Genomic DNA, 22,914 nt, shown 5'->3' with positions numbered 1-22,914 from the left:
GCGACCGGCACAAAAAAAGCCGGGCGCGAGGCCCGGCTTTTCGTGTCGTGGCTTGAACGACTTAGAACTTCATACCGAGGCCGAAGGTGACGCGGTTGTCCGTCGCCTTGACCTTGCCGATACCGTCGAAGCTCTTGCTGCCGAAGTCGGTGTAGCGATACTCGACGCGGCCGAAGACATTGTCGGTCAGCTTGATGTCGGTGCCGACGCCAGCGGTCCAGCCGAGCATGGTTGCGGTGTCGCTGGCAGGAATGACCGAGTCTTCCACCTTCAGGCTTCTGCCGGCGAGACCGCCGGTGCCATAGAGCAGGATTTCCGGGGTCACGGCGTAGCCGAGACGGGCACGCAGCGAGCCTTCGATGCCGCCCTTGGAGTGGATGCCGTTATCGTCGCCCTTGACGCCGTTGTAGCCGAGTTCGGCTTCACCGCCGTACACGAAGTTCTCCTGCTGCCACTGATAGCCGCCGAAGACACTGCCGACAAAACCCTTGGTATCGGTCGAAACGCCGAAATCCTTTTCCTTGGTCTTGCCGCCGAAGCCGTAGCCAAGGTTGATACCGGCATAGGGACCGGCCCACGAGGCGACCGGAAGTTCGGCAACCGGAGCGGGTGCCGGCGGCTCTTCCGAAACTACGTCCGCGGCATAAGCGGTACCACCGAGGGCGAAGAGCCCGAGCGCAACAGCCAGCGGCCGTGCGAATTTGAGATTGGCTTGCATTGTTCTTTACTCCTTAAGCCACAGGACACAGGCTTGTTTCTCACGATCGCCATCGACCCGTCCGGGGGGTGAAACGGATCTGGCGTTCGTCGGTTCCAAATGTCGTGTCAAAATGCGGCTGAACCGAACCTGAACTTGGGTCATTCCCCGGCGCGAATGAGGCAGAACCTTGACGTTGCATCTTGGCAACAGCGAAATGTCAGCAGCAAGTTCGTGCTGCGCTGCACGCGGCTTGGTGCAAGGACTCCAGCGACCTATATTGCGGTCCGGCGGTTGCGAGTCCAAGAGGGCCCGGCACGTCGAACTGGGCACTTCGCCACAATGTTGCCCCAGGTGCGAACGCCGTTTAACGCATGCCGGGCCATATTTCGTCGGCGTCGCGTTTTCGGGCCGAAATTGAGGATTGACACATATGAGCAAAGCCACTGCCGTGGCGCTGGTGACCGGTGGGGCGAAACGGATCGGCAAGGCGATTGTCGAGGACCTTGCCAGCCATGGCTTTGCGGTCGCCATCCATTCCAATCGCTCGCACGATGCGGCGGATGCGCTGGCCGCGGGGATCAACCGGTCGGGCGGGCGTGCCGCCGTGGTTGCGGCCGACCTGACCGACATGGATGCCGTCGGCGACCTTGTCGGCCAGGCGGAGGCCGCGCTGGGCCCAATCTCGCTGCTGGTCAACAATGCTTCGCTCTTCGTCGATGATTCCGTCGAGGATTTCGACTGGCGCGCCTGGGACCGCCATTTTGCCATTCACCTGAAAACCCCGGCGCTGTTGGCCCAGAACTTCGCCCGTTCCTTGCCGGAAGGGCAGGAGGGGCTGATCGTCAACATCATCGACCAGCGCGTCTGGCGGCCGACGCCGCGCTATTTTTCCTATGCGCTATCGAAATCGGCATTGTGGACGCAGACGCAGATGTTGGCCCAGGCGCTCGGGCCGCGCATCCGCGTCAATGCGATCGGGCCAGGCCCGACGCTGAAGAACGTGCGCCAGGACGATTCGGATTTTGACGCGCAGGTCGCTGGCCTCATTCTGAGGCGCGGCCCGGAATTGCCGGAATTCGGCGCCACCATCCGCTATCTCTGGCAGGCGCGCTCGGTCACCGGTCAGATGATCGCGCTCGACGGCGGCCAGCATCTTGCATGGCAGACGCCCGATGTGACAGGCATGGCGGAATGAGTCCTTTGGATCACAAGAACAAGGCGCGCGGCGGCGCTGATGATCTTCCTCCCGAAATCGACCTCGAGGACGAGGCGCTGGAGGAGATCGTCGAACCGGTTGGCCCGGATGTCGCCTTCACGGCCATCGACTGGACGCCGCATGCAGGCGACGCCGAAGGCATGGTCGGCGCCGAGGTGATCCAGACGCTGGTCAAGCGGCTGCCCAATGCGCCCGGCGTCTACCGGATGATGAACGCCGCCGGCGACGTGCTCTACGTCGGCAAGGCGCGCAGCCTGAAGAAGCGTGTCACCAACTACGCGCAAGGCAGATTCCACACCAACCGCATCGGCCGCATGGTGCGCGAGACGTCGACGATGGAATTCGTCGTCACCCGCACCGAGATCGAGGCGCTGCTGCTCGAAGCCAATCTCATCAAGCGTTTGCGGCCGCGATTCAATGTGCTGATGCGGGACGACAAGTCGTTCCCGTATATCCTTTTGACCGGCGATCATGTCTCGCCCGGCATTTACAAGCATCGCGGCGCGCGGTCGCGCAAGGGTGATTATTTCGGCCCCTTTGCCTCGGCTGGTGCCGTCGGTCGCACCATCAATTCGCTGCAGCGCGCCTTCCTGCTCAGAAGCTGCACCAATTCTTTCTACGAGAACCGCACGCGGCCATGCCTGCTCTACCAGATCAAGCGCTGCGCGGGTCCGTGCACCGGCGAAATTTCGCATGAGGGTTATGCCGAGTTGGTCGCCGAAGCGAAGGACTTTTTGTCCGGCCGCAGCCAGAAGGTGAAGACCGAGATTTCGGCCGCCATGCAGCAGGCTTCGCAAGACCTCGATTTCGAGCGCGCCGCCATCTATCGCGACCGACTGGCGGCCCTGTCGCACGTGCAAAGCCATCAGGGCATCAACCCGGCGACCGTCGACGAGGCCGATGTGTTCGCCATCCACCAGGAAGGCGGCCAGGTCTGCATCCAGGTGTTTTTCTTCCGCACCGGCCAGAACTGGGGCAACCGTGCCTATTTCCCGAAGGCCGATCCGGCGCTGGAGGGATCGGAAGTGCTGGGCTCGTTCCTGGCGCAGTTCTATGACGACAAGCCGACACCGCGTGCCATTCTCTTGTCGCAGACCGTCGAGGACCAGGAACTGCTGGCCGAGGCGCTCTCGACCCGCGCCGGCCGCAAGGTGGCGATTTCCGTGCCGCAGCGCGGCGAGAAGAAGGACCTGACCGACAACGCCCTGCAGAATGCGCGTGAGGCACTCGGCCGTCGGCTGGCCGAAACCTCGACGCAAGCGCGGTTGCTTGCCGGTTTCGCCGAGACCTTCGGCCTCGCCAAGCCGCCGGTGCGCATCGAGGTTTACGACAATTCGCACATCATGGGCACCAACGCCGTCGGCGCCATGGTCGTCGCGGGGCCGGAAGGCTTTGTGAAAAACCAGTACAGAAAATTCAACATCCGCTCGACCGAGATCACGCCAGGCGACGATTTCGGCATGATGCGCGAAGTGATGGAGCGGCGTTTTTCGCGGCTGCTCAAGGAGCATGGCGATGTCGCCGTGGCTGAGCGTGCGGCAGCGGGCGAGGCGATGGCGGCCGAGGCGGGCGATGATATCGAGGACGACATTTCCGGCAGCTTCCCGGCATGGCCGGACGTCATCCTGATCGATGGCGGCCAAGGCCAGATGACGGCGGTGCGCAAGATCCTGTCGGATCTCGGCATCGAGGACCGGGTCGTCGCCATCGGCATCGCCAAGGGGCAGGACCGCGATGCCGGCCGCGAGCGTTTCTTCGTCAGGGGCAGGGACTCGTTTTCATTGCCGGTTCGCGACCCCGTGCTCTATTTCGTCCAGCGGCTGCGCGACGAGGTCCACCGCTTCGCCATCGGCTCGCACCGGGCCCGCCGCAAGAAGGAGATGGTCAAGAGCCCGCTCGATGAAATCGCCGGCATCGGCCCCGGCCGCAAGCGCGCCCTGCTGCTGGCATTCGGAACCGCCAAGGCGGTCAGCCGCGCCGCGATCGAGGATCTGAGAAAAGTCGATGGCATTTCCGAGCAGGTCGCCAAATTGGTCTACAATCATTTCCACGAAAGTTGAAAAAATTCGCCACTTTCAGCTGGCCAGTCGAATCTGGCCTGTTGACCCCCTACAACAGCTTCTGATTTGAGTACGCAGGTAGAAAGAGTCCACCAGACATGGCCCAGCGCGCGTTCAACCTGCCTAATATGCTGACCTACGCCCGTATCGTCGCGGTGCCGCTGGTCGTGTTGTGTTTTTTTCTCGAAGGCCATCTGAAATCGAGCGACTTCGCTCGCTGGTCGGCGCTGGTCATTTTCCTGCTGGCTTCCGTTACCGATTATTTCGATGGCTATTTTGCGCGTGCCTGGCAGCAGACCTCCAACATCGGCAAGATGCTCGATCCGATCGCCGACAAGCTGCTGGTCGCCACGTGCCTCTTGCTGCTTGCGGCCGACACCGACCGCCATGCCGGCATCGCCGGCTGGTCGCTGTGGGCGGCCATCATCATCCTGTGCCGCGAAATCCTGGTTTCTGGCCTGCGCGAATATCTGGCGGCACTCAAGGTCTCGGTGCCGGTGACGCAGCTCGCCAAGTGGAAGACCACCATTCAGATGGTCGCCATCGCTTTCCTGCTGGCGGGGCCGGCCGGCGACAAGGTCTTCCCACTGACAACGCAGACCGGTCTCGTGCTGCTGTGGATCGCGGCCCTCGTAACGCTCTACACCGGCTACGACTATTTCCGCGCCGGCCTCAAGCACATCATGGACGAGTGAGATGACAACCCGTCTCATCTACTTTGCCTGGGTTCGCGAACGGATCGGCATGCCGGAAGAAGATGTCGAACTGCCGGCCGGCATAGAGACGGTCGCCGACCTCTTGCGCTGGCTGCGGTCGCGCGGCGAAGGCTACGAACACGCATTGCAGTATCCCGACGTGATCCGCGTTGCCATCGACCAGGAACATGTCGACCACCGCGAGAAGATATCGGGCGCGCGCGAAATCGCGCTGTTCCCGCCGATGACCGGGGGCTGACAGTCATGTCGGCCGTCCTGGTAGCGACCGTGCGCATTCAGCGCCAGGATTTCGACGTCGCCGCCGAGATCGCCGCACTGACGCAAGGCCGCGTCGACATTGGCGCGGTGGTCACCTTCTCAGGCCTGTGCCGGGACGAGCAGGGCGCGCTCTCGGCACTCGAACTCGAGCACTATCCGGGCATGGCTGAAGCCGAGATCGGCCGCATCGCAACCGAAGCAAGCGAGCGCTGGCCGCTGCAAGGCCTCACCGTCATCCATCGCCATGGCAAGATCGCGCCGGGAGAGAACATCGTGCTGGTGGTAGCCGCTTCGGCGCACCGCCAGGCGGCGTTCGAGGCGGCGGACTTCCTCATGGACTATCTCAAGTCGCGTGCACCCTTCTGGAAGAAGGAACATCGCACCGACGGCTCCGAGGGCGGCTGGGTCGAGGCCAGGGAAACCGATGCCCAGGCAGCCCGGCGCTGGAAGCGGCCGACATCCGAATAATACCGTGCCGACCCTGCTCGTCCATGGCAACCGCGCCCGCTCGGCGCCCATCGAGCTGACGGGCATTCCGTCCGCCAAGCTCATTCCGCACTGCCGTTTCCTCGTTTACGAGGGCGCGCCGCATGGCCTCATGTACACCCATATGGATCGGCTGCATGCCGATGTGCTGCGATTCGTGCGCGAGAGTTGAGCGCAAGCAAAAAAAAGGCCGGCGAAACACCGGCCTTCTCGCCTGGAACGTGCAGTGTCGGCTCAGCCGACGATTTCGGTATCCGAGAACCAGTACTTGATCTCCTGCGCGGCCGTTTCCGGCGCATCCGAGCCGTGCACTGAATTCTCACCGATCGAGAGCGCATGCACCTTGCGGATGGTGTCTTCGGCGGCGTTGGCCGGATTGGTGGCGCCCATCACTTCGCGGTTCCTGGCGATGGCGTTCTCACCTTCCAGCACCTGCACGACGGTCGGGCCCGAGGACATGGAGTCCACCAGCTCGCCGAAGAACGGGCGCTCCTTGTGGACGGCGTAGAAGCCCTCCGCCTCGCGGCGGCTCATCCACACCCGGCGCGAGGCGATAACGCGCAGGCCGGCTTCTTCCAGCATCCTGGTGATGGCGCCGGTGAGATTGCGCCGCGTCGCGTCCGGCTTGATCATGGAAAAAGTGCGTTCGAGCGCCATGGGTCGTCCTTGTCTGAATTCGAATTGAGAGTGGCGGGCTCTATACAAGCCGCCCGGCTGATTGCCAAGAGGGCTGAGGAGAGGGGTGAGGAGCCGGGGTGAGGCGTGGTCCGCCAAGCGTTCGAGCCAAATTGTTTGGTTTCCGGGCGACGAACGCCCGGAGCGACAGCGCAGGGCCGGAATGGTCGGTATTTCCGTGGCTGATCCCGTCGGCCGTCGGCATCAGACGGCTGCACAGCAACGGTTTGCTTGCTATAGTCGCCCGGTCGGCGCCGCGCTGGAGTCGGCCCGAATGGAGACAACATGACCATGACAGACGATCGTCAGGAGCGCATTCGCAACCGTGCACATCAGATCTGGCAGGAAGAAGGGCACCCGGCCGGTCAGCACGAACGCCATTGGCACCAGGCGGCGGCCGACGTCGACCGGGAGGACGCGGGGAAGCCGACGGTGGGCAAGAAGCCGGCCAAGAAGGCACCTGGCGCCAGCAAGGCAAAAGCCGCGCCCAAGCAAGAAAAGCTCGTCGCCAAAGCCAGCAAGCCGAAAGCCAGCAAGCCAAAGAAGGCGGCCAAGTAAGGCGGCGAAGTAAGGTCAGCTGTTCGGCCCCTGATTTTCGCAACAGGCTGACAGGCTCGATCTGCCCTGCGGATAGAAGGCCTTTGCGGCGTCACGCCGCCGCCGCAACCTTTCGTCCAAGCCCGCCATGCAGGTCGAGGCAGCGGGTGAACCACTGCGCCACCACGTCGCTGTCTTCGAGCAACTTGTACGGCGATGCGATGCGCGCCCATTGCAATGCGCCGAAGACGATATAGTCGGCAAACAGCGGCGAGGCGCCGCCGATGAATGGCTGGTAGCTCAACATGGAGCGCAGCGGTTCCAGTGCCGCCCGGAAGGTTGCCAGGCCGGCGTCGCGTGCGGCGACGACGTCCTCCAGCCGCTTGCCGAAGCGCTGCTCCCGGCTCTGGCGGAAATACGAGCCATTCTGTTCGTCTTGCATGGCATGAAGGTCGACGAGCGCCGCCGTGGTGACGTAAGGGTGGATGGTCGATTGCGACCAGCGCTCGATGAAGCGCGCCATCGTCTTGCCGCCTTCGCCGCCAAACAGGCTAGGCCGATCCGGATAGGCCTCTTCGAGATAGAGCGCGATGGCAAAGGAATCGGTGACGACCTTGTCGCCGTCGCGGATCACCGGAACGGTTTTCGAAACGCCGCCCTCAACGGCGGGCACTTCGAGAAAACGCGTCGGCGCGGTCGAGATATCGAGCCCCTTGTGGGCCAGCGCCATTGTTGCCTTCCAGCAATGTGGACTGAACGGGCGGCCCTCGTCACGCCCGACGAGTTCGTAAAGCAGAATGGTCATTGGCGCGGGTTCCTTTGCGGTCTAGGTATCGCTCCCGACACCCGAAACGGACCGGCGGGAAAAAATGAAACAGCACTTCATGATGTTTGCGGCATACAATCAATGGGCCAATGGCCGCATCTACGATGCCGCCGACGATCTCAACGACGAGGAATTCAATCGCGACGTCGGCGCCTTCTTCGGCTCGCTGATGGGCACGCTCAACCACCTGCTCGCCGCCGATCGCATCTGGATGAAGCGCTTCACCGGCGAAGGCGCCGCGCCGACGACATTGGACGCTATATTGTACCGGGCCTTGCCTGTCCTGAGGACAGCGCGCGAGGCCGAGGACCGGCGGATTATCGACTGGCTCGGCGGCTTGAGCGACAAGGCGCTGTCGGGTCGCTTCACCTATATGACCGTATCGGACATGCGCACCGTCTCGCAGCGGCTGGCGCCCGCGCTGGCTCATGTCTTCAACCACCAGACCCATCACCGCGGCCAGGCGCATATGATCCTGACGGTCCTGGGTCGCCCGTCAGTGCCGCTCGATCTGGCGCATTTCCAGCGCACCGAGGAGGGCAGGGCTTTCGCCTGATCCAGATGGTTTCGTTCTAAATTCGATGGCGAACGGTTGGCGCGGACTATCGCCGCATTTTCACACAGCCGCCGAAGCCAGGCCGGTGACTTCGCCATCCAATTGGCTCTGTGTCAGAGCCGCTTCCGCCATCACCCATTGCTTGAACCGCAGCACCTTGCGCGCGGCAAGGCTCTTGTGGGGCGAGACGAAATACCAGCCGGCCGTGTTCGGATGGTGGACGGCAAAGGGAGCGACCAGCCTCTCGGCGCGGATGTCGCTGGCCATATAGGCACGGTTGGCGACGGCAAAACCCATTCCGGCATTGGCCGCCTCGTAGGACATCATGCACGAGTCGAAATAGATGCTTTTGGTCTCGCTGAGCACAAAACTGGCCCCGGCGAAACCAAGCCAGGATTGCCAGTTCTGGGTGCAGGTGTCGGAATGCAGCAGCGTGAAGTGCTTGAGGTCGTCCGGCGTCACCTTTGACACCGGCTTGTCGCCGAGAACCTCATGGAACAGTTTGCGGTTGCACACCGGGGTCAGGTCTTCCCGAAACAGCAGGTCGGACGGCAGTCCGTTGAAATGGCCGTCGCCATAGCGGATTTCCAGATCGAATTCGGAAGTCGTGAACTCATGCGTCGCGTACGAGGTCGAAACCCGCATCACGATATCGGGATGTTGCTGCTGGAACAGCGGCAGGCGCGGAAACAGCCAGCGCGCGGCAAATGTCGGCAGCACGGATATTTTCAGCACATGTTCCTGTGATTGCCCGGTCGCTTCCATGCTGGCGGCGACGATACGCTCCAGCGCCTCGCGAACGCGCGAGACATAGGTCTCGCCCTCCGGTGTCAGCGACACCGCATTGCCGCCGCGCTGAAAAATCTTGAAACGCAGCTGGTCCTCCAGGCTCTTGACGCGCTGGCTGACCGCCGATGCGGTGATGAACTGTTCTTCTCCGGCACGCGTGAAATTGCCGTGCCTCGCAGCACTCTCCACGATTTTCAGCGAATTGAGGTTGACCTGACTGAGCAGACGCACGGTTTCGACCTTAAGCTTGGCTTACGGTAGCACTAGCATTCCTAATTTTACAGGGGGGGCTAATTTAATTGACTGTTAACCAAGTGTTTGCCCCACTTGGAGAAGTACAATGAACGCACATACGATACCCGAATTGCGCTATGCGATGAGCCGCGAGGCCATTATCGGCCACGAAACCGCCTGGAAGGTGTCGAGCTTCGGCGTTGCGCAGTATCTGCATGGCTATGATCCGGCACTGCTTGCCGCGATCGAGGAGGCCGCCCTGAAGCTCAAGGCCAGCCATGCCGTGCACAAGCATCTCGATCTGACCTTCATCACCGGCGCCGACCGTTTCATACCTGAAATCAAGGAATTGCTGAACGACAAGTTGCGCCTGGAGCGCCTGTCCGACATGATGGGCACGAAGCTGGAACCCTATCCGCTGTCGATCGTAGGTTCGACCGTTACCTTCATGAATCCCAGGGATGGCGCCGTCGAATGGCATTGCGACGGCGTTCCGGTCACCGAACTCATTCCGCTGTCGATCAGCGATCCGCTGGTCGGCGGCCATCTCGAAATCTATTGCGATGATTCCGAGACCGGCCGCGCCATTCTCGAATCCGGCCGCGAGATTCCGCGCAACCGTATCATGCGCATCGATCACAAGATGAGATATGCGACGCTCGGGCAGTTCCTCGGCGTCCTGCACCGCACGGCGCCGATCCAGTTCGGCGAACGCGTCACCCTGGTGCTCAACCAGCGCTCCGTGGCCAAGCCCTATGTCGACGACAACAGGATGTTTTACCTTGCCGCCGACAACGATCACGACCGCGAATGGGTCAATGAGCTGGCCGAGGACGTGTGGACCAATCAGCTGCCGGCCTATCGCCGGTTCGAGGCGGAACATCCGACGCCGGCCCCGGCCGAAGCGCCGGTTCCGGGTGGGGCCAGGGAATCATGGTAACGATCCATGATCCGGAAAAAAGGGAGCCGGTTTTCGGACAGGATCATGGTCGAACGCAGAGATAGAGCCCCATGGCGCTTCCTTCGGCATGGATCAGGCTCGATGTCCGCGCTGGTCTTCGCCACCGGCGCGGTGGCGTTGTGGTCGACAAATGCGCTGGTGGGCAAATCCCTGCTGGCCAGTCACCCGGTGTCGCAGGTGCAGTTCCTGCAATTTGTAGGGGCCGCGCTGGTCTTCGCTGCCATCCGGTTGATGAGCCGGGAGAAAGCCACGGCAATCACGGCGAGCACCGCGCTGGTGCCGCTCGCGGTCGGCTTCATCGGTCTGGTCGGCACCATGGTGCTGCAATATATCGCCTTCGCCTCGATGCCGGTGATCGAAGCCAATCTCGTGGCCTACACCTGGCCCTTGATGGTTGCCGCGGCCGTGATCGCCTTCGAAAATCCCCGGCGTCCGGCTTTGCTGGGCCTTGCAGCGGCCCTTGGGTTCGTCGGCGTCGCGCTGGTGATTTCGGGAGGCCGCGACCGCACCTGGTTTCAGGGTGATCTCGCCGGCTATCTGTGCGCATTCGGGTCCGCGCTGTGCATGGCTTTCTATTCGGTGATGGTGGGACGGCTCGCCACTTCGCCGGACCGCCTGTTGCTGCCATCGTCGCTGGTTGGCGTCGCGCTGACCCTTATATGGTCCGCTCGCGAAGGCGTCGCCTGGCCCACCGGGGTGGATCTGGCCCTCGGGCTCTATCTCGGTGCCGGCCCTATGGGGCTTGGTTATTACTTCTGGTCGCGGGCCCTGAAACTGGGAGGCAGCGGAAAGGTGGCTGTCATTGCCTATCTCACGCCGATCGCTTCGACACTGCTGCTGACCTTGTCCGGCGAACGGCTGACGACGACAGCCATTGCCGGAGCCGTCCTTGTCATAGGCAGTTGCATCGCGGTCGGACTGGAACGTTCGGAGGCGGAAAATTATGTTTGACGACAATGAACGTCTCGCCAGGCAGGAAGCGCATTGGCTGATCAAGGAATTTGGCGCCGAGGCACCACTTTACGCCGCGATGAAGGCCGAAAAGGCGATCGAGCAGAAGGATTTCGGGCGTTGTGCCCGCTGGAAGCGTATTCTTGAGATATTGGCTGACAGCCGTTCAACCAAGTCTGCCGTATCCAAGTATTAGATTTTCTAATTTGCACGAGGTCAATTTCCCATAAAAGTAGTTGACGCCAAGTCTTGATTCGTTTTGGGACTTGGCGGGTCCGTTGGGGGCACGGTTAAAGAGATACATCGACAAAAGTCTTCACTGGGGTAGACGACTTTGTCGCAAATAGGGTGAAAGAATTGTCAAATATCGAGGATAAGATCGTTATCGAGCTAACCGCCGATATTGTCTCGGCTTATGTAGGCAACAATCCGCTCCCGGCTTCGGGCCTGCCTGACTTGATTGCCAGCGTCAGCGCCTCGGTCCGAAAGCTGGCTGGTGCGGCTGTCGTGGAAAGCCCGAGCCTTGTTCCGGCCGTGAATCCGAAAAGGTCGGTGTTTCCCGACTACATCATCTGCCTGGAGGACGGAAAGAAGTTCAAGTCGCTCAAGCGACATCTCAGGACGGACTACGGCTTGAGCCCTGACGACTATCGCGCCAAATGGGGCTTGCCGCCGGACTACCCGATGGTCGCGCCGAATTACTCCGCGACCCGGTCGGCGTTGGCGAAGTCGACGGGACTTGGCCGCAAGCCGGCCGCTGCGCCGGCAGTCGTGGCCAAGACGACAAAGCGCGGCAAGGCGGCTGCCTGAGGCCTTGCCGACTGCACGGCGGGCGCTGTCGCGGCTCTGACGGCGCGGTCGTGGGCGCCGTTTCCAGGCCTTGTGCGGCCAACTGGCCCGCAAGGTCTTGCGAAGCGTTGATGTCCAGTGCAAAAGCGCGGCCATGCTTATCATCAACGACCTCTCGCTCCGCATGGCGGGGCGCCTGCTTCTCGACCACGCCTCGCTCACCCTGCCGGCCGGCACCAAGGCCGGCCTTGTCGGCCGCAACGGGACCGGCAAGACGACGCTGTTCAAGGCCATAACAGGCGATTTCCCCTCCGAGACGGGTTCGATCAGCCTGCCGAAGAATACGCGGATCGGTCAGGTGGCGCAGGAAGCGCCCGGCACCGAGGACCCGCTGATCGAGATCGTGCTCAAGGCCGACCTCGAACGTTCCGCGCTCCTCGAAGAGGAAAAGACCGCCACCGATCCGCACCGCATCGCCGACATCCACATGCGGCTGGCCGATATCGACGCCCATTCGGCCGAGTCTCGCGCGGCCACCATCCTGGCCGGCCTAGGCTTCGACGACGCCGCGCAGCGCCGTCCGGCCTCGTCCTTCTCCGGCGGCTGGCGCATGCGCGTTGCGTTGGCCGCCGTGCTGTTTTCAGAGCCCGACCTTCTGCTGCTCGACGAGCCGACCAACTATCTCGACCTTGAAGGGACGTTGTGGCTTGAGAACTATGTTTCAAAGTATCCGCACACGGTGCTTCTGATTTCGCACGACCGAGATCTGCTCAACCGTGCCGTCAATTCGATCGTTCATCTCGACCAGAAGAAGCTGACGTTCTGGCGCGGCGGCTACGACCAGTTCGAGCGCCAGTATACCGAGCAGAAGGAATTGCAGGAAAAGGGCAGGGTCAAGCAGGAAGCCGCCCGCAAGCACATGGAATCCTTCGTCGAGCGTTTTCGCGCAAAGGCCTCCAAGGCAAGGCAGGCACAGTCGCGCATCAAGGCGTTGGAAAAGATGAAGCCGATCTCGGCCATCGTCAACGACACGGTACGGCCGTTCTCTTTCCCCGAGCCTGTGAAGACCGTGGCCTCGCCGATCGTGGCGCTGAACAACGTCAATGTCGGCTACACCGAGGGTCAGCCGATCCTGAAGAAGATGACGCTGCGTATCGATGCCGACGACCGCATCGCGCTGCTCGGTGCCAATGGCAACGGCAAGTCGACCTTCGCCAAACTTCTGTCGGGTCGCCTGAAGCAGGAAACCGGCACCATGACGGTGGCGCCGGGTTTGAAGGTGGCGATCTTCGCCCAGCACCAGCTCGACGATCTGCGTCCTGAGGAGAATGCCTATGAGCACGTCCGCCGGCTGATGCCGGAGGCGCCGGAATCGAAAGTGCGCGGCCGCGTTGCCCAGTTCGGCCTCACGACCGAGAAAATGAATACGCCCGCCAAGGACCTGTCCGGTGGCGAGAAGGCGCGCCTTCTGATGGGCCTGTCTGCCTTCGAGGGCCCGAACCTGTTCATCCTCGACGAACCGACCAACCATCTCGACATCGACAGCCGCGAATCGCTGATCCATGCGCTGAACGAATTTCCCGGCGCCGTTATCCTGATTTCGCACGACCGCCATCTGCTGGAAGCGACCGCCGACCGGCTGTGGCTGGTCAAGGACGGTGCGGTCAATCCCTATGACGGCGACCTGGAGGACTACAAGACGCTGGTCACCGGCGTCTCCAGCGACCGCCGTGGCAAGCGCGAAGCGGACAAGGCGTCAAAAGCCGACCGTCGCCGCGACGCGGCCGCACGCCGCGCCGCCTTCGAACCGCTGGCCAAGGAAATCCGCGCCACCGAGGCGCTGATGGATCGCATCCGCAAACGCATCGACGGCATTGAGGACGAGCTGTCCAATCCGGCGGTCTATGAAAAGGATCCCTCGACCGCGACGCGGCTCGCCAAGGAGCGCTCGCAGCTTGCGCAGACGCTGGCAGGCCACGAGGAAAAATGGCTGACCATGTCGGCCGAATATGAGGAAGGCACGGCGGAGTAGGGTGAGCGCTTCACCTTCTCCCAGGGAGAAGGTGGCCTCGCGAAGCGAGGTCGGATGAAGGGTATGCCTGGAAACGCCAGCGTCTCACTCCGCTGGAACACCCCTCGACGTCTCGGCGCTATTGCGCCGATCCACCTTCTCAGCAAGGGGAGAAGGGAAGGTGCCATCTGGCCCTACACCTGACCGTTATAAACGGGTAGCTTGCTCCCATGAACCAGCACGCCAACCTCCGCATCGGCCATTCGGCCTGTCCGCATGATTGCCCGTCGACCTGTGCTCTCGAGGTCGAACTGCTCGACGGCAACCGCATCGGCCGGGTCCATGGCGCCAAGGCCAACAGCTACACATCGGGCGTCGTCTGCGCCAAGGTCGCCCGCTATGCCGACCGCGTCCATCATCCCGATCGTCTGCTGAAGCCGCTGGTGCGCAAGGGCGCCAAGGGCGAGGGCGTCTGGCAGGAATCTAGCTGGGAGGCCGCTCTCGACCTCGTCGCCGAGAAATTCGACGCGGCCGAAGCGAAGTACGGCTCCGAGACGGTCTGGCCCTATTACTATGCCGGCACGATGGGGCTGGTGCAGCGCGACGGCATCGAGAGGTTGCGCCACGCGAAAAAGTACTCGGGCTTCTTCGGCTCGATCTGCACCAATCTCGCCTGGACCGGCTGGATGATGGGGGCAGGCGCGCTGCGCGGACCGGACCCGCGGGAGATGGCGAAATCCGACTGCGTGGTGATCTGGGGCACCAACGCCGTGGTCACGCAGGTCAATGTGATGACCCACGCCATCAAGGCGCGCAAGGAACGCGGCGCGAAGATCGTGGTCATCGACGTCTATGAGAATGCGACGATGAAGCAGGCCGACATTGGTCTGGTCCTGAAGCCCGGCACCGACGGCGCGCTCGCTTGTGCGGTCATGCATGTCCTGTTTCGCGAAGGCCTGGCCGACCGCGCCTATCTGCAGAAATACACGGACGATCCGAAAGGCCTGGAGGCGCATCTCGTTACCCGCACGCCGGAATGGGCGGCCGATATTACTGGTTTGACGGTCGCCGAGATCGAGACCTTCGCGCGCCTCGTCGGCACGACGAAAAAGACCTATTTTCGCCTCGGCTACGGCTTTGCCCGCCAGCGCAACGGCGCCGTCAACATGCATGCCGCGTCCTGCATCGCCGCCGTCACCGGCGCCTGGCAGTATGAGGGCGGCGGCGCCTTCCATTCCAATTCCGGCATCTTCAAACTCAACCAGGAGGTGCTCGAGGGCACGCGCATGCGCGATCCCTCGATCCGCTATCTCGACCATTCGCGCATCGGCCCGGTGCTGACCGGCGCCAGTGACGCGCTTTATGGCGGGCCGCCGGTGACGGCGATGCTGATCCAGAACACCAATCCGGTGAATGTCGCGCCCGAGCAGCGGCTGGTGAAGCAGGGATTTTTGCGAGACGATTTGTTCACCTGCGTGCACGAGCAGTTCATGACCGACACGGCCAAGCTGGCCGACGTCGTGCTGCCGGCGACGATGTTCGTCGAGCATGACGATATCTACAAGGGCGGCGGCAACCAGCACATCACGCTCGGCCCCAAGCTGATCGAACCGCCGGAAGGGCCGCGCACCAACCATTTCGTCATCGAGCAGCTGGCCGAGCGCCTTGGTGTCGCCGACAGGCCGGGCTTCGGGCTGACCGAGCAGCAGCATATCGACATCATCCTCGGCAAGCGCGGGTTGGGCAGCTTCGCCAGCTTGGAAGAGCAGAAGTGGATTGATCTGCAGCCGGATTTCGACACGGCGCATTTCATCCGGGGCTTTGGCCATGCGGATGGGAAATTCCGTTTTCGCGCCGACTGGACCGGCCAGGCGGCTCCCAACCGGCCGCCGAAGAGCATGGGCCTGTTCGGCCCGGTGGCGCGATTGCCCGAATTTCCTGATCATGTCGACCTGATCGAGGTGGCTGACGAAGCCCATCCGTTCCGGCTGACGACCTCGCCGGCGCGCAACTTCCTCAACTCGACCTTTTCCGAAACACCGGTGTCGAAGGCCAAGGAGGTCCGCCCGGAACTCCTGCTGCATCCCGAGGACGCGGCGGCTCTGGGGCTGGCCGAGGGCGACCGTGTCGAGATCGGCAACATGCGCGGCGAGGTGGTGCTGCACGCCAGACTGTTCGGCGGCATCAAGCGCGGCGTCGTGATCGCCGAAGGTATCTGGCCGAACAGCGCGCATGAGCGCGGCGAGGGCATCAATGTACTGACCGGCGCCGACGCCCCCGCACCCTATGGCGGCGCTGCCTTTCACGACAACAAGGTCTGGCTGCGCCGGGCGCAAGAGCTGAGTGCATAGCGGCCGCGATTATCGATTGCGCCTGATGTCAATTCGTCCGTCGCAATGGGAGAGTGTCGATGGCTGGCGCGATTTCGCTTCTGGGAATACCGCATGACGAGAATTCATCCTATCTCCAGGGTGCGGCCAAGGCGCCGCCGCTCATCAGGCGCGAACTCACCAGCGATGCTTACTCCTCATGGAGCGAGACCGGCTTCGACCTGACCGGCCGCTTCATCGATCATGGCGACATCGACTTCGACAAACCGGGCGATCCCTGGCAGCGCATCGAAAGCGAAGTCGGTCGCGCCCTGGAGGCAGGCCACCCGCTGATCAGCCTGGGCGGCGACCACGCGATCACCTGGCCGGTGCTGCGCGCGGTGCGCCGTCGCCACCCGAGCCTGACGATCGTGCATATCGATGCCCACCCCGACATCTATCATGCCTACGGTGACAATCCGCGTTCGCACACCTCGCCCTTCGCGCGCATCATGGAGGAACGGCTAGCCGACCGGCTGATCCAGATCGGCCTGCGCGCCGTGAACGACCATCACCGCGATCAGTTCAAGCGCTTTGGCGTCGAGGTCGTGGAGGCCGCGCATTTCGGCGCAAGCCTGACGCTTGATCTCAAGACTCCGGTTTATATCTCGATGGATCTCGACGGGCTCGATCCAGCCTTTGCGCCCGGTGTCTCTCACCGCGAGCCCGGCGGCCTGTCGACGCGGCAGGTCATCAACCTGATTCAAGGCATCAACCAGCCGATCGTTGCCGCTGATATCGTTGAATACAATCCGAGCCAGGACCTCTCCAACATGACGGCGCTTGTCGCCGCCAAACTGACGAAGGAGATCGCCGGCATGATGCTCAGGACATCGCCCGCGGTGGATTGAGGGCGCGCCTGGGATCACACCGGCAGGGTTTCGGCCACCTTTTTCCTGTTTTGCCGTTGGCGGATGTCATCGGCGACCGCCTGGGCCTCGATGCCGATTTCGCGCAACAGCCCGGTGACCGCGTTGTGAAAGCCGACCAGATAGAGGCCGAGATCCGAAGCTCGGGCATTGACGCCGCTGGGGCCGGGCTCCACGCCGGGTTCGAGGAACCTGGCATAGCCCGGCCGATAGCCGGTGGCGAAGAGGATGGCGTCGAATTCGCCGTGCTTGCCGTCCGCAAAACGGGCACCGCGTTCCGAGATTTCGGCGATGTCGGGCGCCACCTTGATAGCACCTTCCCGGATCTTGCCGATGGTGCCGACATCGATCACCGGAATGCGCGACGCAAGGGCGATCTGCTGCAGCAATCCCTGCTTCGGCCGTCTGAGCCCAAACTTCTCCAGCCTCCCCAGCACCAGATCGAGGATGACGGGGAACAGCGCGTCGTTGATGCGCTGCGGCCCGAGCCGCGTCGCCATGCCGACCATCTGGAACGGCACGCCGAACAGTTCGCGCGGGACGATGTGAACGCCCCCGCGCACCGAGATCGTCGGTCGGGCGCCGCCTTCCACCAGGTCGAGCGCAATCTCCGCGCCGGTATTGCCCATGCCGACGACCAGCACCGATTGGCCGGCAAAAGGCGCGGCGTTGCGATAGTCGGCGCTGTGCAGCGTCTTGCCCTTGAAGGCCTCGATGCCGGCAAATCTGGGCAGCAAGGGTTCGGCATTGTAGCCGGACGCGATCACCACATGCGAAGCGCGTAAGGCGCCGGAGGTCGATTCCACCCGCCAACCGCGGCCATCCCTGGCGACCGCTCGCACCGTTTCGCCGAAGCGGGGCTCCAGGGCGAAGCCTTTTGCATAGGCGTCGAGATACTCGACCACGAGGTGGCGCGGCACATAGCGCGGATAATCCCTTGGGAAGGGAACGAAGGGCAGCGAGGAGTAACGCTTGGTCGTATGCAGATGCACACGGTCATAGTGACGCCGCCAGGCTGGCGCGGCCTGCTGCTCCTTCTCAAGCATGACGAAATCCTGCCCGGCCTGGCGAAGACATGCGGCAACCGCCAGGCCCGCCGGCCCGGCACCGATGATCGCGACTTTCGTGGTTTCGTCCATGCGCGCCTCCCCCTCCAATTGGCGATCCAGAATGTCAGAAACGTGGCAAGGGTGCACCGGCTCATCCAGGCAGGGGCACCGTCAACCCGACCTTGACGCGGTCCATGGCGACGAAGGTGCGGAACTTCCGCACATTGTTGCTGCCGAAGAACAGTTTTCGCGTCAGCGCCTCGTAGGCGCCCATGTCGGCCACGGCGATGACGAGGATGAAGTCGGCCTCGCCGGTGACATAATAGCATTGCTGTACTTGCGGCTCCGCCGAGAATTGCCGCTTGGCCTCGTCGATCAGTTCGGTGCGTTCGCTCTCGAGCTCCACCTCGACGAAGATAGTGATCGGCTGGCCGACGACCGCCGGCTCGACAATGGCGACATTGCCGGTAATGACGCCGGTCTGCTCCATGCGCTTGATGCGGCGCTGCACGGCTGGCGCCGACAGGTTCACCGCCTCGCCGATCAGCCGTTGCGGCGTCGTGTTGTCCCGCTGCAGGATGGCAAGGATGGCGAGATCGAAGCTGTCGAGTGAGGCTGGCGACTGAGACATTGCTATCCTGACGAAACAAACTTGCATTTCAAGAGCTAAATTGCGGCGCTTTTTGCGCAGGGTTTGCAATATATCTTCTCTTGGACGCCAAGGAGAGACCGCCAATGTTCCTGCCCAATCGCCATGCCTTGCACCGCCAGCCGCTGGACGAGGCCGATGCCGAAACCCTCGGCATCGTCGGGGCGGACACTGTCGAGCGTTTCCTTGCCCGCCGTGACAATCACTTGGCGACGCCGCTGCACGCCCTGCCGGCGTTGGCTGGCGAACTCGGTCTCGGCACCTTGCATGTCAAGGATGAGGGCTTTCGCCTCGGTCTAGGCAGCTTCAAGGCGCTGGGCGGCGCCTATGCGGTCTTCCGTCTGGTCCTGGAGGAGGCAAGCAAGCGGCTCGGCCGCTTCGTCGGTGTCGCGGATCTCGATCGGCCCGAAGTCCGGTCGGTCGCGGCGACCATGACGGTTGCTTGCGCTACCGACGGCAACCATGGCCGCTCCGTCGCGCAAGGCGCCGAGCTTGTTGGCGCAAAGGCGGCGATCTTTGTCCATGCCGGCGTCAGCGACGGGCGCGTCGCGGCCATCGCCCGCTATGGGGCGGAGATGATCCATGTCGACGGCAATTACGACGATTCGGTCAGGCAGGCAGCGCGCGTCGCCGCGGAGAAAGGCTGGACGGTGGTTTCCGATACCTCATGGCCGGGCTACGAACGCATTCCGGGCCTCGTCATGCAGGGCTACACGGCGATCGTGCGCGAGGCGCTGGGCCAGATCTCCGAACCGCCGACCCATGTCTTCGTGCAGGCCGGCGTCGGCGGCATCGCGGCGGCGGTCGCCGGCCATCTCGCCATCGTGCTTGGCGAAGCAAGGCCGGTTTTCACGGTGGTGGAACCCGCCCGTGCCGCCTGCGTCTTCGGCGCCGCCAAGGCCGGGCATCCGGTCAAGATCGCGCATGGCGAGGCGACAGTCATGGCGATGCTCGAATGCTACGAGGCCTCGCCGGTCGCCTGGCGCGTGCTGGCACGCGTCGCCGATGCCTTCATGACCGTCGACGAGGACGAAGCCATCGCCGTGATGCGGCGGCTGGCACGCCCGGCCGGCAACGATCCGGCCATCGTCGCCGGTGAAAGCGGCGGGGTCGGCCTTGCCGGGCTGATCCGGGCGATGGCCGATCATAAGGCCGAGCTTGGCCTCGACGCCAGTTCGCGCGTCCTGGTCGTCAACACCGAAGGCGCGACAGATCCCCGCCGCTATGCCGAACTCGTCGGCATGAATCCGGCGGATGTGCTTGCCGGCAAGGTGCTTTCTGGAGCGACGCCATGACCTTGATCGATGCCATGACCTCGATCGACGCACAAAGGCTGCTTGGCCGCATCCGCGAACTCGGCGGCATCGGTCGTGATGGCGAGGGCAGATTGGTGCGGCTGGCCGCCTCCGACGCTGACAGGCTGGGTCGCGACCGCTTCGTCGGCTGGCTGCGCGAGGCCGGTCTCGAAATCGCCGTCGATCGCATGGGAAATATCTTCGGCGTCTGGCAGGCGCCGGCGAATGCCGGCCATGCGCCGATCCTCGTCGGCTCGCATATCGACACCGTCATCGATGCCGGCATCTATGACGGCTGCTACGGCGTGCTCGCCGGGCTGGAGGTGATCGAGACGCTGAAGGCGTCGGCTCTTGTCCCGTCGCGACCGCTCGCGGTCGCCGCCTTCACCAACGAGGAAGGGGTTCGCTATTCCCCCGACATGATGGGTTCACTGGTCCATGCCGGCGGCGTCGGTATCGACGAGGCGCTGGCGGCCGTCGGCACCGACGGAAGCGTGCTGGGAGAGGAACTGGCCCGCATCGGCTATGCCGGCGACGAGGAGCCGGGCTTCCTCAAGCCGCACGTCTATCTCGAATTGCATATCGAGCAGGGCCCGGTTCTGGAACGCGAAGGCGTGCCGATCGGTGCTGTGGAAAACCTGCAAGGCATCTCCTGGCAGCGCATCACCATAGACGGCGTCGCCAACCACGCCGGCACCACGCCGATGTCGATGCGCAATGACGCCGGGCATGCGGCCGCGCGTGTCGTCACGTTCCTGCACGACCGCGCCAAAGCCTCGAACACGCCGACCGTTGCAACGGTCGGAACGATGCGTTTCGAGCCAAACGCCATCAATGTCATTCCCTCGCGCGCCGTCTTTACCGTCGACCTGCGCGACCCTTTCGAGCATCGCCTGCAAGCCGAGGAAGCCGCACTCGCCGCGTTTCTTGAGAACCTGGCCGCCGATGGCGTCGCGATCTCGGTCGAGCGGCTGGCCCGCTTCGAGCCGGTGATCTTCGATATCAGCATTGTCGAATTGATCGAAGCTGCCGCGAAGAAGCGCGGGTATGCATCCAAGCGCATGACCTCAGGCGCCGGCCACGATGCGCAGATGATGGCGCGCCTCGCGCCTGCGGCGATGATTTTCGTGCCGAGCGCCGGTGGCATCAGCCACAATCCGCGCGAACATACCGCCGATGCCGAGCTTGTCGCCGGCGCCAACATCCTGCTTGATATCGTCGCCCACCTTGCGGATCGGGAGGTATCAGGCGATGGCTGAAATCGATCGTGATGTGCTGAAGCTGGAGATGACCGAATGGCGGCATGATCTGCACGCGCACCCTGAATTCGGCTTCGAGGAGGAGCGCACCGCGGCCTTCGTTGCCGCCAAGCTGCGCGAATTCGGCCTGGACGATGTCGCCGAGGGTGTCGGCGGCACCGGGGTCGTCGGGACTTTGAAGCGCGGCAGCGGCAACCGCGCGATCGCGCTGCGGGCCGACATGGATGCTCTGCGCATATCAGAGCAATCAACCGCGCCATACCGCTCCGGCAATCCCGGAATCATGCATGCCTGCGGCCATGACGGCCACACGGCGATGCTGCTCGGTGCGGCCAAGCTCATGGCCGGGGAGGGCGGTTTCGACGGCACCGTGCGCTTCATCTTCCAGCCGGCGGAGGAATGGGGAAAAGGCGCGTTGGCGATGCTCGACGATGGCCTGATGCAGCGCTTTCCCTTCGACGAGATCTTTGGCCTGCACAACATGCCGGGCTTGCCGGTTGGACATTTCGAGACCCGCGCCGGCCCGGTCATGTCGGCCGAAGACGTCTTCGAGATCGTGCTCAGGGGATTGGGCGGTCACGCTGCGCGGCCGCATTCGGGTCAGGAAACGCTGGTCGCCGCCTGTGCGCTGGTTACCAACCTGCAGACCATCGTCTCGCGCCGGCTGAGCCCGGCCGACATCTCCGTGGTTTCGGTGACCGAACTGATCACCGATGGCACCCGCAACGCACTGCCGGGCATCGCCCGCATCCTTGGCGACGCGCGCAGCTTCCGCCCCGAGGTGAGCGCCAAGATCGAATGCCAGATGCGCATCATCGCCGAAGGCATCGCTACCGCTTACAACGTTGCCGCCGAGGTCAACTACACCAGGGAATTCGTGCCTTTGCGCAACGATGCCGAACTGGTCGACGCGGCCTTTGCCGCCGCCGGGACTGTTTTCGAACGCGGCAATATCGCGGTCGCCCGCGAGCCGATGACGGCGTCGGAGGATTTCGCCCGCTTCCTCGACCACGTGCCGGGCTGCTTCGTCTTCCTCGGCAACGGCGAGGCCTCGGCACCGCTTCACAATTCCAGTTACGACTTCAACGACGACGGGCTGTTGTTCGGCGCCAGTTTCCATGCCGCCATCGCCAGGCAGCGGCTTGGGACTTGAACCCCCGGGGGGATTTTCGCGGCATTTAGCGGGGGAAAACGCCGGGGAAAGGCCGAAATCCTTGATCTGGCATGACGCTACGGCAAGACTCAGCTACCCTCGCTCACGCGGCGGACCTGATATCCGCCTGGCCGGCGCTATCAGATTACCTCCCAAGCGGCGCCGGCCTTCTCTCCCGCATGCTAAATTAGATTTCGTTAAAGTTAGAACGTTCGCGCTCGGCGGAAGTTAGGGTTTTACTGTCATGGCTGTGGCACGCTTTTGGATGCTGCGGGTTCATAGATGCGCGGGCGGAGCTGGATAAAGGCGGTGCGTCAGGACGAAGCGCGGCGGGTGCGCGCCCGCATCGCTCAACTCGAACGAGACTTGACCGCCGCCTCGGCGCAGACACGACAGCTGCGCCAGGACGCAGGCCACGAGCTGCGCAATGCCAAGTTCCGCCTCGAGCGTCTCGAGGAATGCATCGCGGCAATGCGGTGAAGATCCCGCAATCGTTTTTGCGCAAT

Annotated in this window: 25 protein-coding genes; 19 read left to right on the top strand and 6 right to left on the bottom strand. The window is 63.1% G+C overall.

The features are described from left to right. Window positions 1-61 precede the first annotated feature (61 nt). A complete protein-coding gene (locus FJ527_RS17835) occupies window positions 62-718 on the bottom strand; it encodes an outer membrane protein (protein ID WP_140717897.1) in 657 nt (218 codons plus the stop codon). Between the two features lie 412 nt (window positions 719-1,130). On the opposite strand from FJ527_RS17835, the gene FJ527_RS17830 reads away from it, so the two are divergent. The 6 genes from FJ527_RS17830 (at window position 1,131) to FJ527_RS17805 (ending at window position 5,608) form a co-directional block, all read left to right on the top strand. Next, complete coding sequence (locus FJ527_RS17830; protein WP_140823717.1) at window positions 1,131-1,895, top strand: SDR family oxidoreductase; 765 nt, start codon at window positions 1,131-1,133, stop codon at window positions 1,893-1,895. Then, entirely contained in the window at window positions 1,892-3,976 is a 2,085-nt protein-coding gene (uvrC, locus tag FJ527_RS17825) for an excinuclease ABC subunit UvrC (RefSeq protein ID WP_140823716.1), read from the top strand. The genes FJ527_RS17830 and uvrC overlap by 4 nt, the downstream gene beginning before the upstream one ends. Before the next feature lie 98 nt (window positions 3,977-4,074). Beyond that, window positions 4,075-4,671, top strand: coding sequence for a CDP-diacylglycerol--glycerol-3-phosphate 3-phosphatidyltransferase (gene pgsA, locus FJ527_RS17820; RefSeq protein ID WP_015318470.1), 597 nt, complete (start codon window positions 4,075-4,077; stop codon window positions 4,669-4,671). A gap of 1 nt (window position 4,672) precedes the next feature. Further along, window positions 4,673-4,930 (top strand): molybdopterin converting factor subunit 1, encoded by a 258-nt coding sequence (moaD, locus tag FJ527_RS17815; protein WP_140664705.1) that lies wholly within the window; start codon window positions 4,673-4,675, stop codon window positions 4,928-4,930. A gap of 5 nt (window positions 4,931-4,935) precedes the next feature. Further along, window positions 4,936-5,418: a molybdenum cofactor biosynthesis protein MoaE gene (locus FJ527_RS17810; protein WP_140823715.1), complete on the top strand. Its 483-nt coding sequence runs from the start codon at window positions 4,936-4,938 to the stop codon at window positions 5,416-5,418. A 4-nt stretch (window positions 5,419-5,422) separates the two neighbouring features. Next, on the top strand, window positions 5,423-5,608 hold the full coding sequence (locus FJ527_RS17805) for an alpha/beta hydrolase (protein ID WP_140823714.1): 186 nt from the start codon (window positions 5,423-5,425) through the stop codon (window positions 5,606-5,608). Window positions 5,609-5,670: 62 nt separating this feature from the next. On the opposite strand, the gene ndk is transcribed toward FJ527_RS17805, so the two are convergent. Further along, window positions 5,671-6,093: a nucleoside-diphosphate kinase gene (gene ndk / locus FJ527_RS17800; RefSeq protein WP_140823713.1), complete on the bottom strand. Its 423-nt coding sequence runs from the start codon at window positions 6,091-6,093 to the stop codon at window positions 5,671-5,673. A 303-nt stretch (window positions 6,094-6,396) separates the two neighbouring features. Here ndk and FJ527_RS17795 point away from each other — a divergent pair, with 303 nt between their 5' ends. Continuing rightward, a complete protein-coding gene (locus FJ527_RS17795) occupies window positions 6,397-6,669 on the top strand; it encodes a DUF2934 domain-containing protein (protein ID WP_140617197.1) in 273 nt (90 codons plus the stop codon). Between the two features lie 91 nt (window positions 6,670-6,760). On the opposite strand, the gene FJ527_RS17790 is transcribed toward FJ527_RS17795, so the two are convergent. Continuing rightward, a complete protein-coding gene (locus FJ527_RS17790) occupies window positions 6,761-7,453 on the bottom strand; it encodes a glutathione S-transferase family protein (protein WP_140823712.1) in 693 nt (230 codons plus the stop codon). 64 nt (window positions 7,454-7,517) lie between these two features. On the opposite strand from FJ527_RS17790, the gene FJ527_RS17785 reads away from it, so the two are divergent. Then, window positions 7,518-8,030, top strand: coding sequence for a DinB family protein (locus tag FJ527_RS17785; RefSeq protein WP_015318464.1), 513 nt, complete (start codon window positions 7,518-7,520; stop codon window positions 8,028-8,030). A gap of 60 nt (window positions 8,031-8,090) precedes the next feature. Here the strand turns inward: FJ527_RS17785 and FJ527_RS17780 are convergent, their stop codons facing one another. After that, window positions 8,091-9,050: a LysR substrate-binding domain-containing protein gene (locus FJ527_RS17780; protein ID WP_015318463.1), complete on the bottom strand. Its 960-nt coding sequence runs from the start codon at window positions 9,048-9,050 to the stop codon at window positions 8,091-8,093. A gap of 109 nt (window positions 9,051-9,159) precedes the next feature. On the opposite strand from FJ527_RS17780, the gene FJ527_RS29335 reads away from it, so the two are divergent. The 7 genes from FJ527_RS29335 (at window position 9,160) to speB (ending at window position 16,985) form a co-directional block, all read left to right on the top strand. Next, the gene (locus FJ527_RS29335; RefSeq protein WP_181166384.1) at window positions 9,160-9,993 is read left to right on the top strand and encodes a hypothetical protein; all 834 of its coding nucleotides are present in this window, start codon (window positions 9,160-9,162) and stop codon (window positions 9,991-9,993) included. A gap of 45 nt (window positions 9,994-10,038) precedes the next feature. Then, window positions 10,039-10,965 (top strand): DMT family transporter, encoded by a 927-nt coding sequence (locus FJ527_RS17765; RefSeq protein WP_140823711.1) that lies wholly within the window; start codon window positions 10,039-10,041, stop codon window positions 10,963-10,965. Beyond that, the gene (locus FJ527_RS17760) at window positions 10,958-11,161 is read left to right on the top strand and encodes a hypothetical protein (protein WP_015318460.1); all 204 of its coding nucleotides are present in this window, start codon (window positions 10,958-10,960) and stop codon (window positions 11,159-11,161) included. The genes FJ527_RS17765 and FJ527_RS17760 overlap by 8 nt, the downstream gene beginning before the upstream one ends. 161 nt (window positions 11,162-11,322) lie before the next feature. Beyond that, window positions 11,323-11,775 carry a MucR family transcriptional regulator gene (locus FJ527_RS17755; protein ID WP_015318459.1) on the top strand — a complete coding sequence of 151 codons (453 nt, stop codon included), beginning with the start codon at window positions 11,323-11,325 and terminating at the stop codon, window positions 11,773-11,775. Window positions 11,776-11,908: 133 nt separating this feature from the next. Next, a complete protein-coding gene (locus FJ527_RS17750) occupies window positions 11,909-13,786 on the top strand; it encodes an ABC-F family ATP-binding cassette domain-containing protein (protein WP_140617193.1) in 1,878 nt (625 codons plus the stop codon). Between the two features lie 209 nt (window positions 13,787-13,995). After that, the gene (locus FJ527_RS17745; RefSeq protein WP_140823710.1) at window positions 13,996-16,116 is read left to right on the top strand and encodes a molybdopterin oxidoreductase family protein; all 2,121 of its coding nucleotides are present in this window, start codon (window positions 13,996-13,998) and stop codon (window positions 16,114-16,116) included. A gap of 59 nt (window positions 16,117-16,175) precedes the next feature. Next, window positions 16,176-16,985, top strand: coding sequence for an agmatinase (gene speB / locus FJ527_RS17740; protein WP_140717882.1), 810 nt, complete (start codon window positions 16,176-16,178; stop codon window positions 16,983-16,985). Window positions 16,986-16,999: 14 nt separating this feature from the next. Here speB and FJ527_RS17735 read toward each other — a convergent pair whose 3' ends face one another. Beyond that, window positions 17,000-18,142 carry an NAD(P)/FAD-dependent oxidoreductase gene (locus tag FJ527_RS17735; protein ID WP_140823709.1) on the bottom strand — a complete coding sequence of 381 codons (1,143 nt, stop codon included), beginning with the start codon at window positions 18,140-18,142 and terminating at the stop codon, window positions 17,000-17,002. Window positions 18,143-18,203: 61 nt separating this feature from the next. Further along, window positions 18,204-18,683: an Lrp/AsnC family transcriptional regulator gene (locus FJ527_RS17730; protein WP_140823708.1), complete on the bottom strand. Its 480-nt coding sequence runs from the start codon at window positions 18,681-18,683 to the stop codon at window positions 18,204-18,206. Window positions 18,684-18,787: 104 nt separating this feature from the next. Between FJ527_RS17730 and FJ527_RS17725 the strand changes: the two genes are divergently transcribed. From FJ527_RS17725 to FJ527_RS17710, 4 genes are all read left to right on the top strand, one after another. Then, on the top strand, window positions 18,788-19,996 hold the full coding sequence (locus FJ527_RS17725; RefSeq protein ID WP_140823707.1) for a diaminopropionate ammonia-lyase: 1,209 nt from the start codon (window positions 18,788-18,790) through the stop codon (window positions 19,994-19,996). Window positions 19,997-20,010: 14 nt separating this feature from the next. Beyond that, complete coding sequence (locus FJ527_RS17720; RefSeq protein ID WP_140823858.1) at window positions 20,011-21,255, top strand: Zn-dependent hydrolase; 1,245 nt, start codon at window positions 20,011-20,013, stop codon at window positions 21,253-21,255. Then, complete coding sequence (locus tag FJ527_RS17715) at window positions 21,248-22,408, top strand: M20 aminoacylase family protein (protein WP_015318452.1); 1,161 nt, start codon at window positions 21,248-21,250, stop codon at window positions 22,406-22,408. The genes FJ527_RS17720 and FJ527_RS17715 overlap by 8 nt, the downstream gene beginning before the upstream one ends. A 309-nt stretch (window positions 22,409-22,717) precedes the next feature. Next, window positions 22,718-22,888 carry a hypothetical protein gene (locus FJ527_RS17710; RefSeq protein ID WP_224525574.1) on the top strand — a complete coding sequence of 57 codons (171 nt, stop codon included), beginning with the start codon at window positions 22,718-22,720 and terminating at the stop codon, window positions 22,886-22,888. The last annotated feature ends 26 nt before the right edge of the window (window positions 22,889-22,914 follow it).

The organism is Mesorhizobium sp. B2-4-18 (genome assembly GCF_006441385.1).
In the GTDB taxonomy this organism is placed as follows: domain Bacteria; phylum Pseudomonadota; class Alphaproteobacteria; order Rhizobiales; family Rhizobiaceae; genus Mesorhizobium; species Mesorhizobium australicum.
The sequence above is the reverse complement of the archived record's forward strand: the minus strand, read 5'-3'. Positions and strand labels throughout refer to the sequence as shown.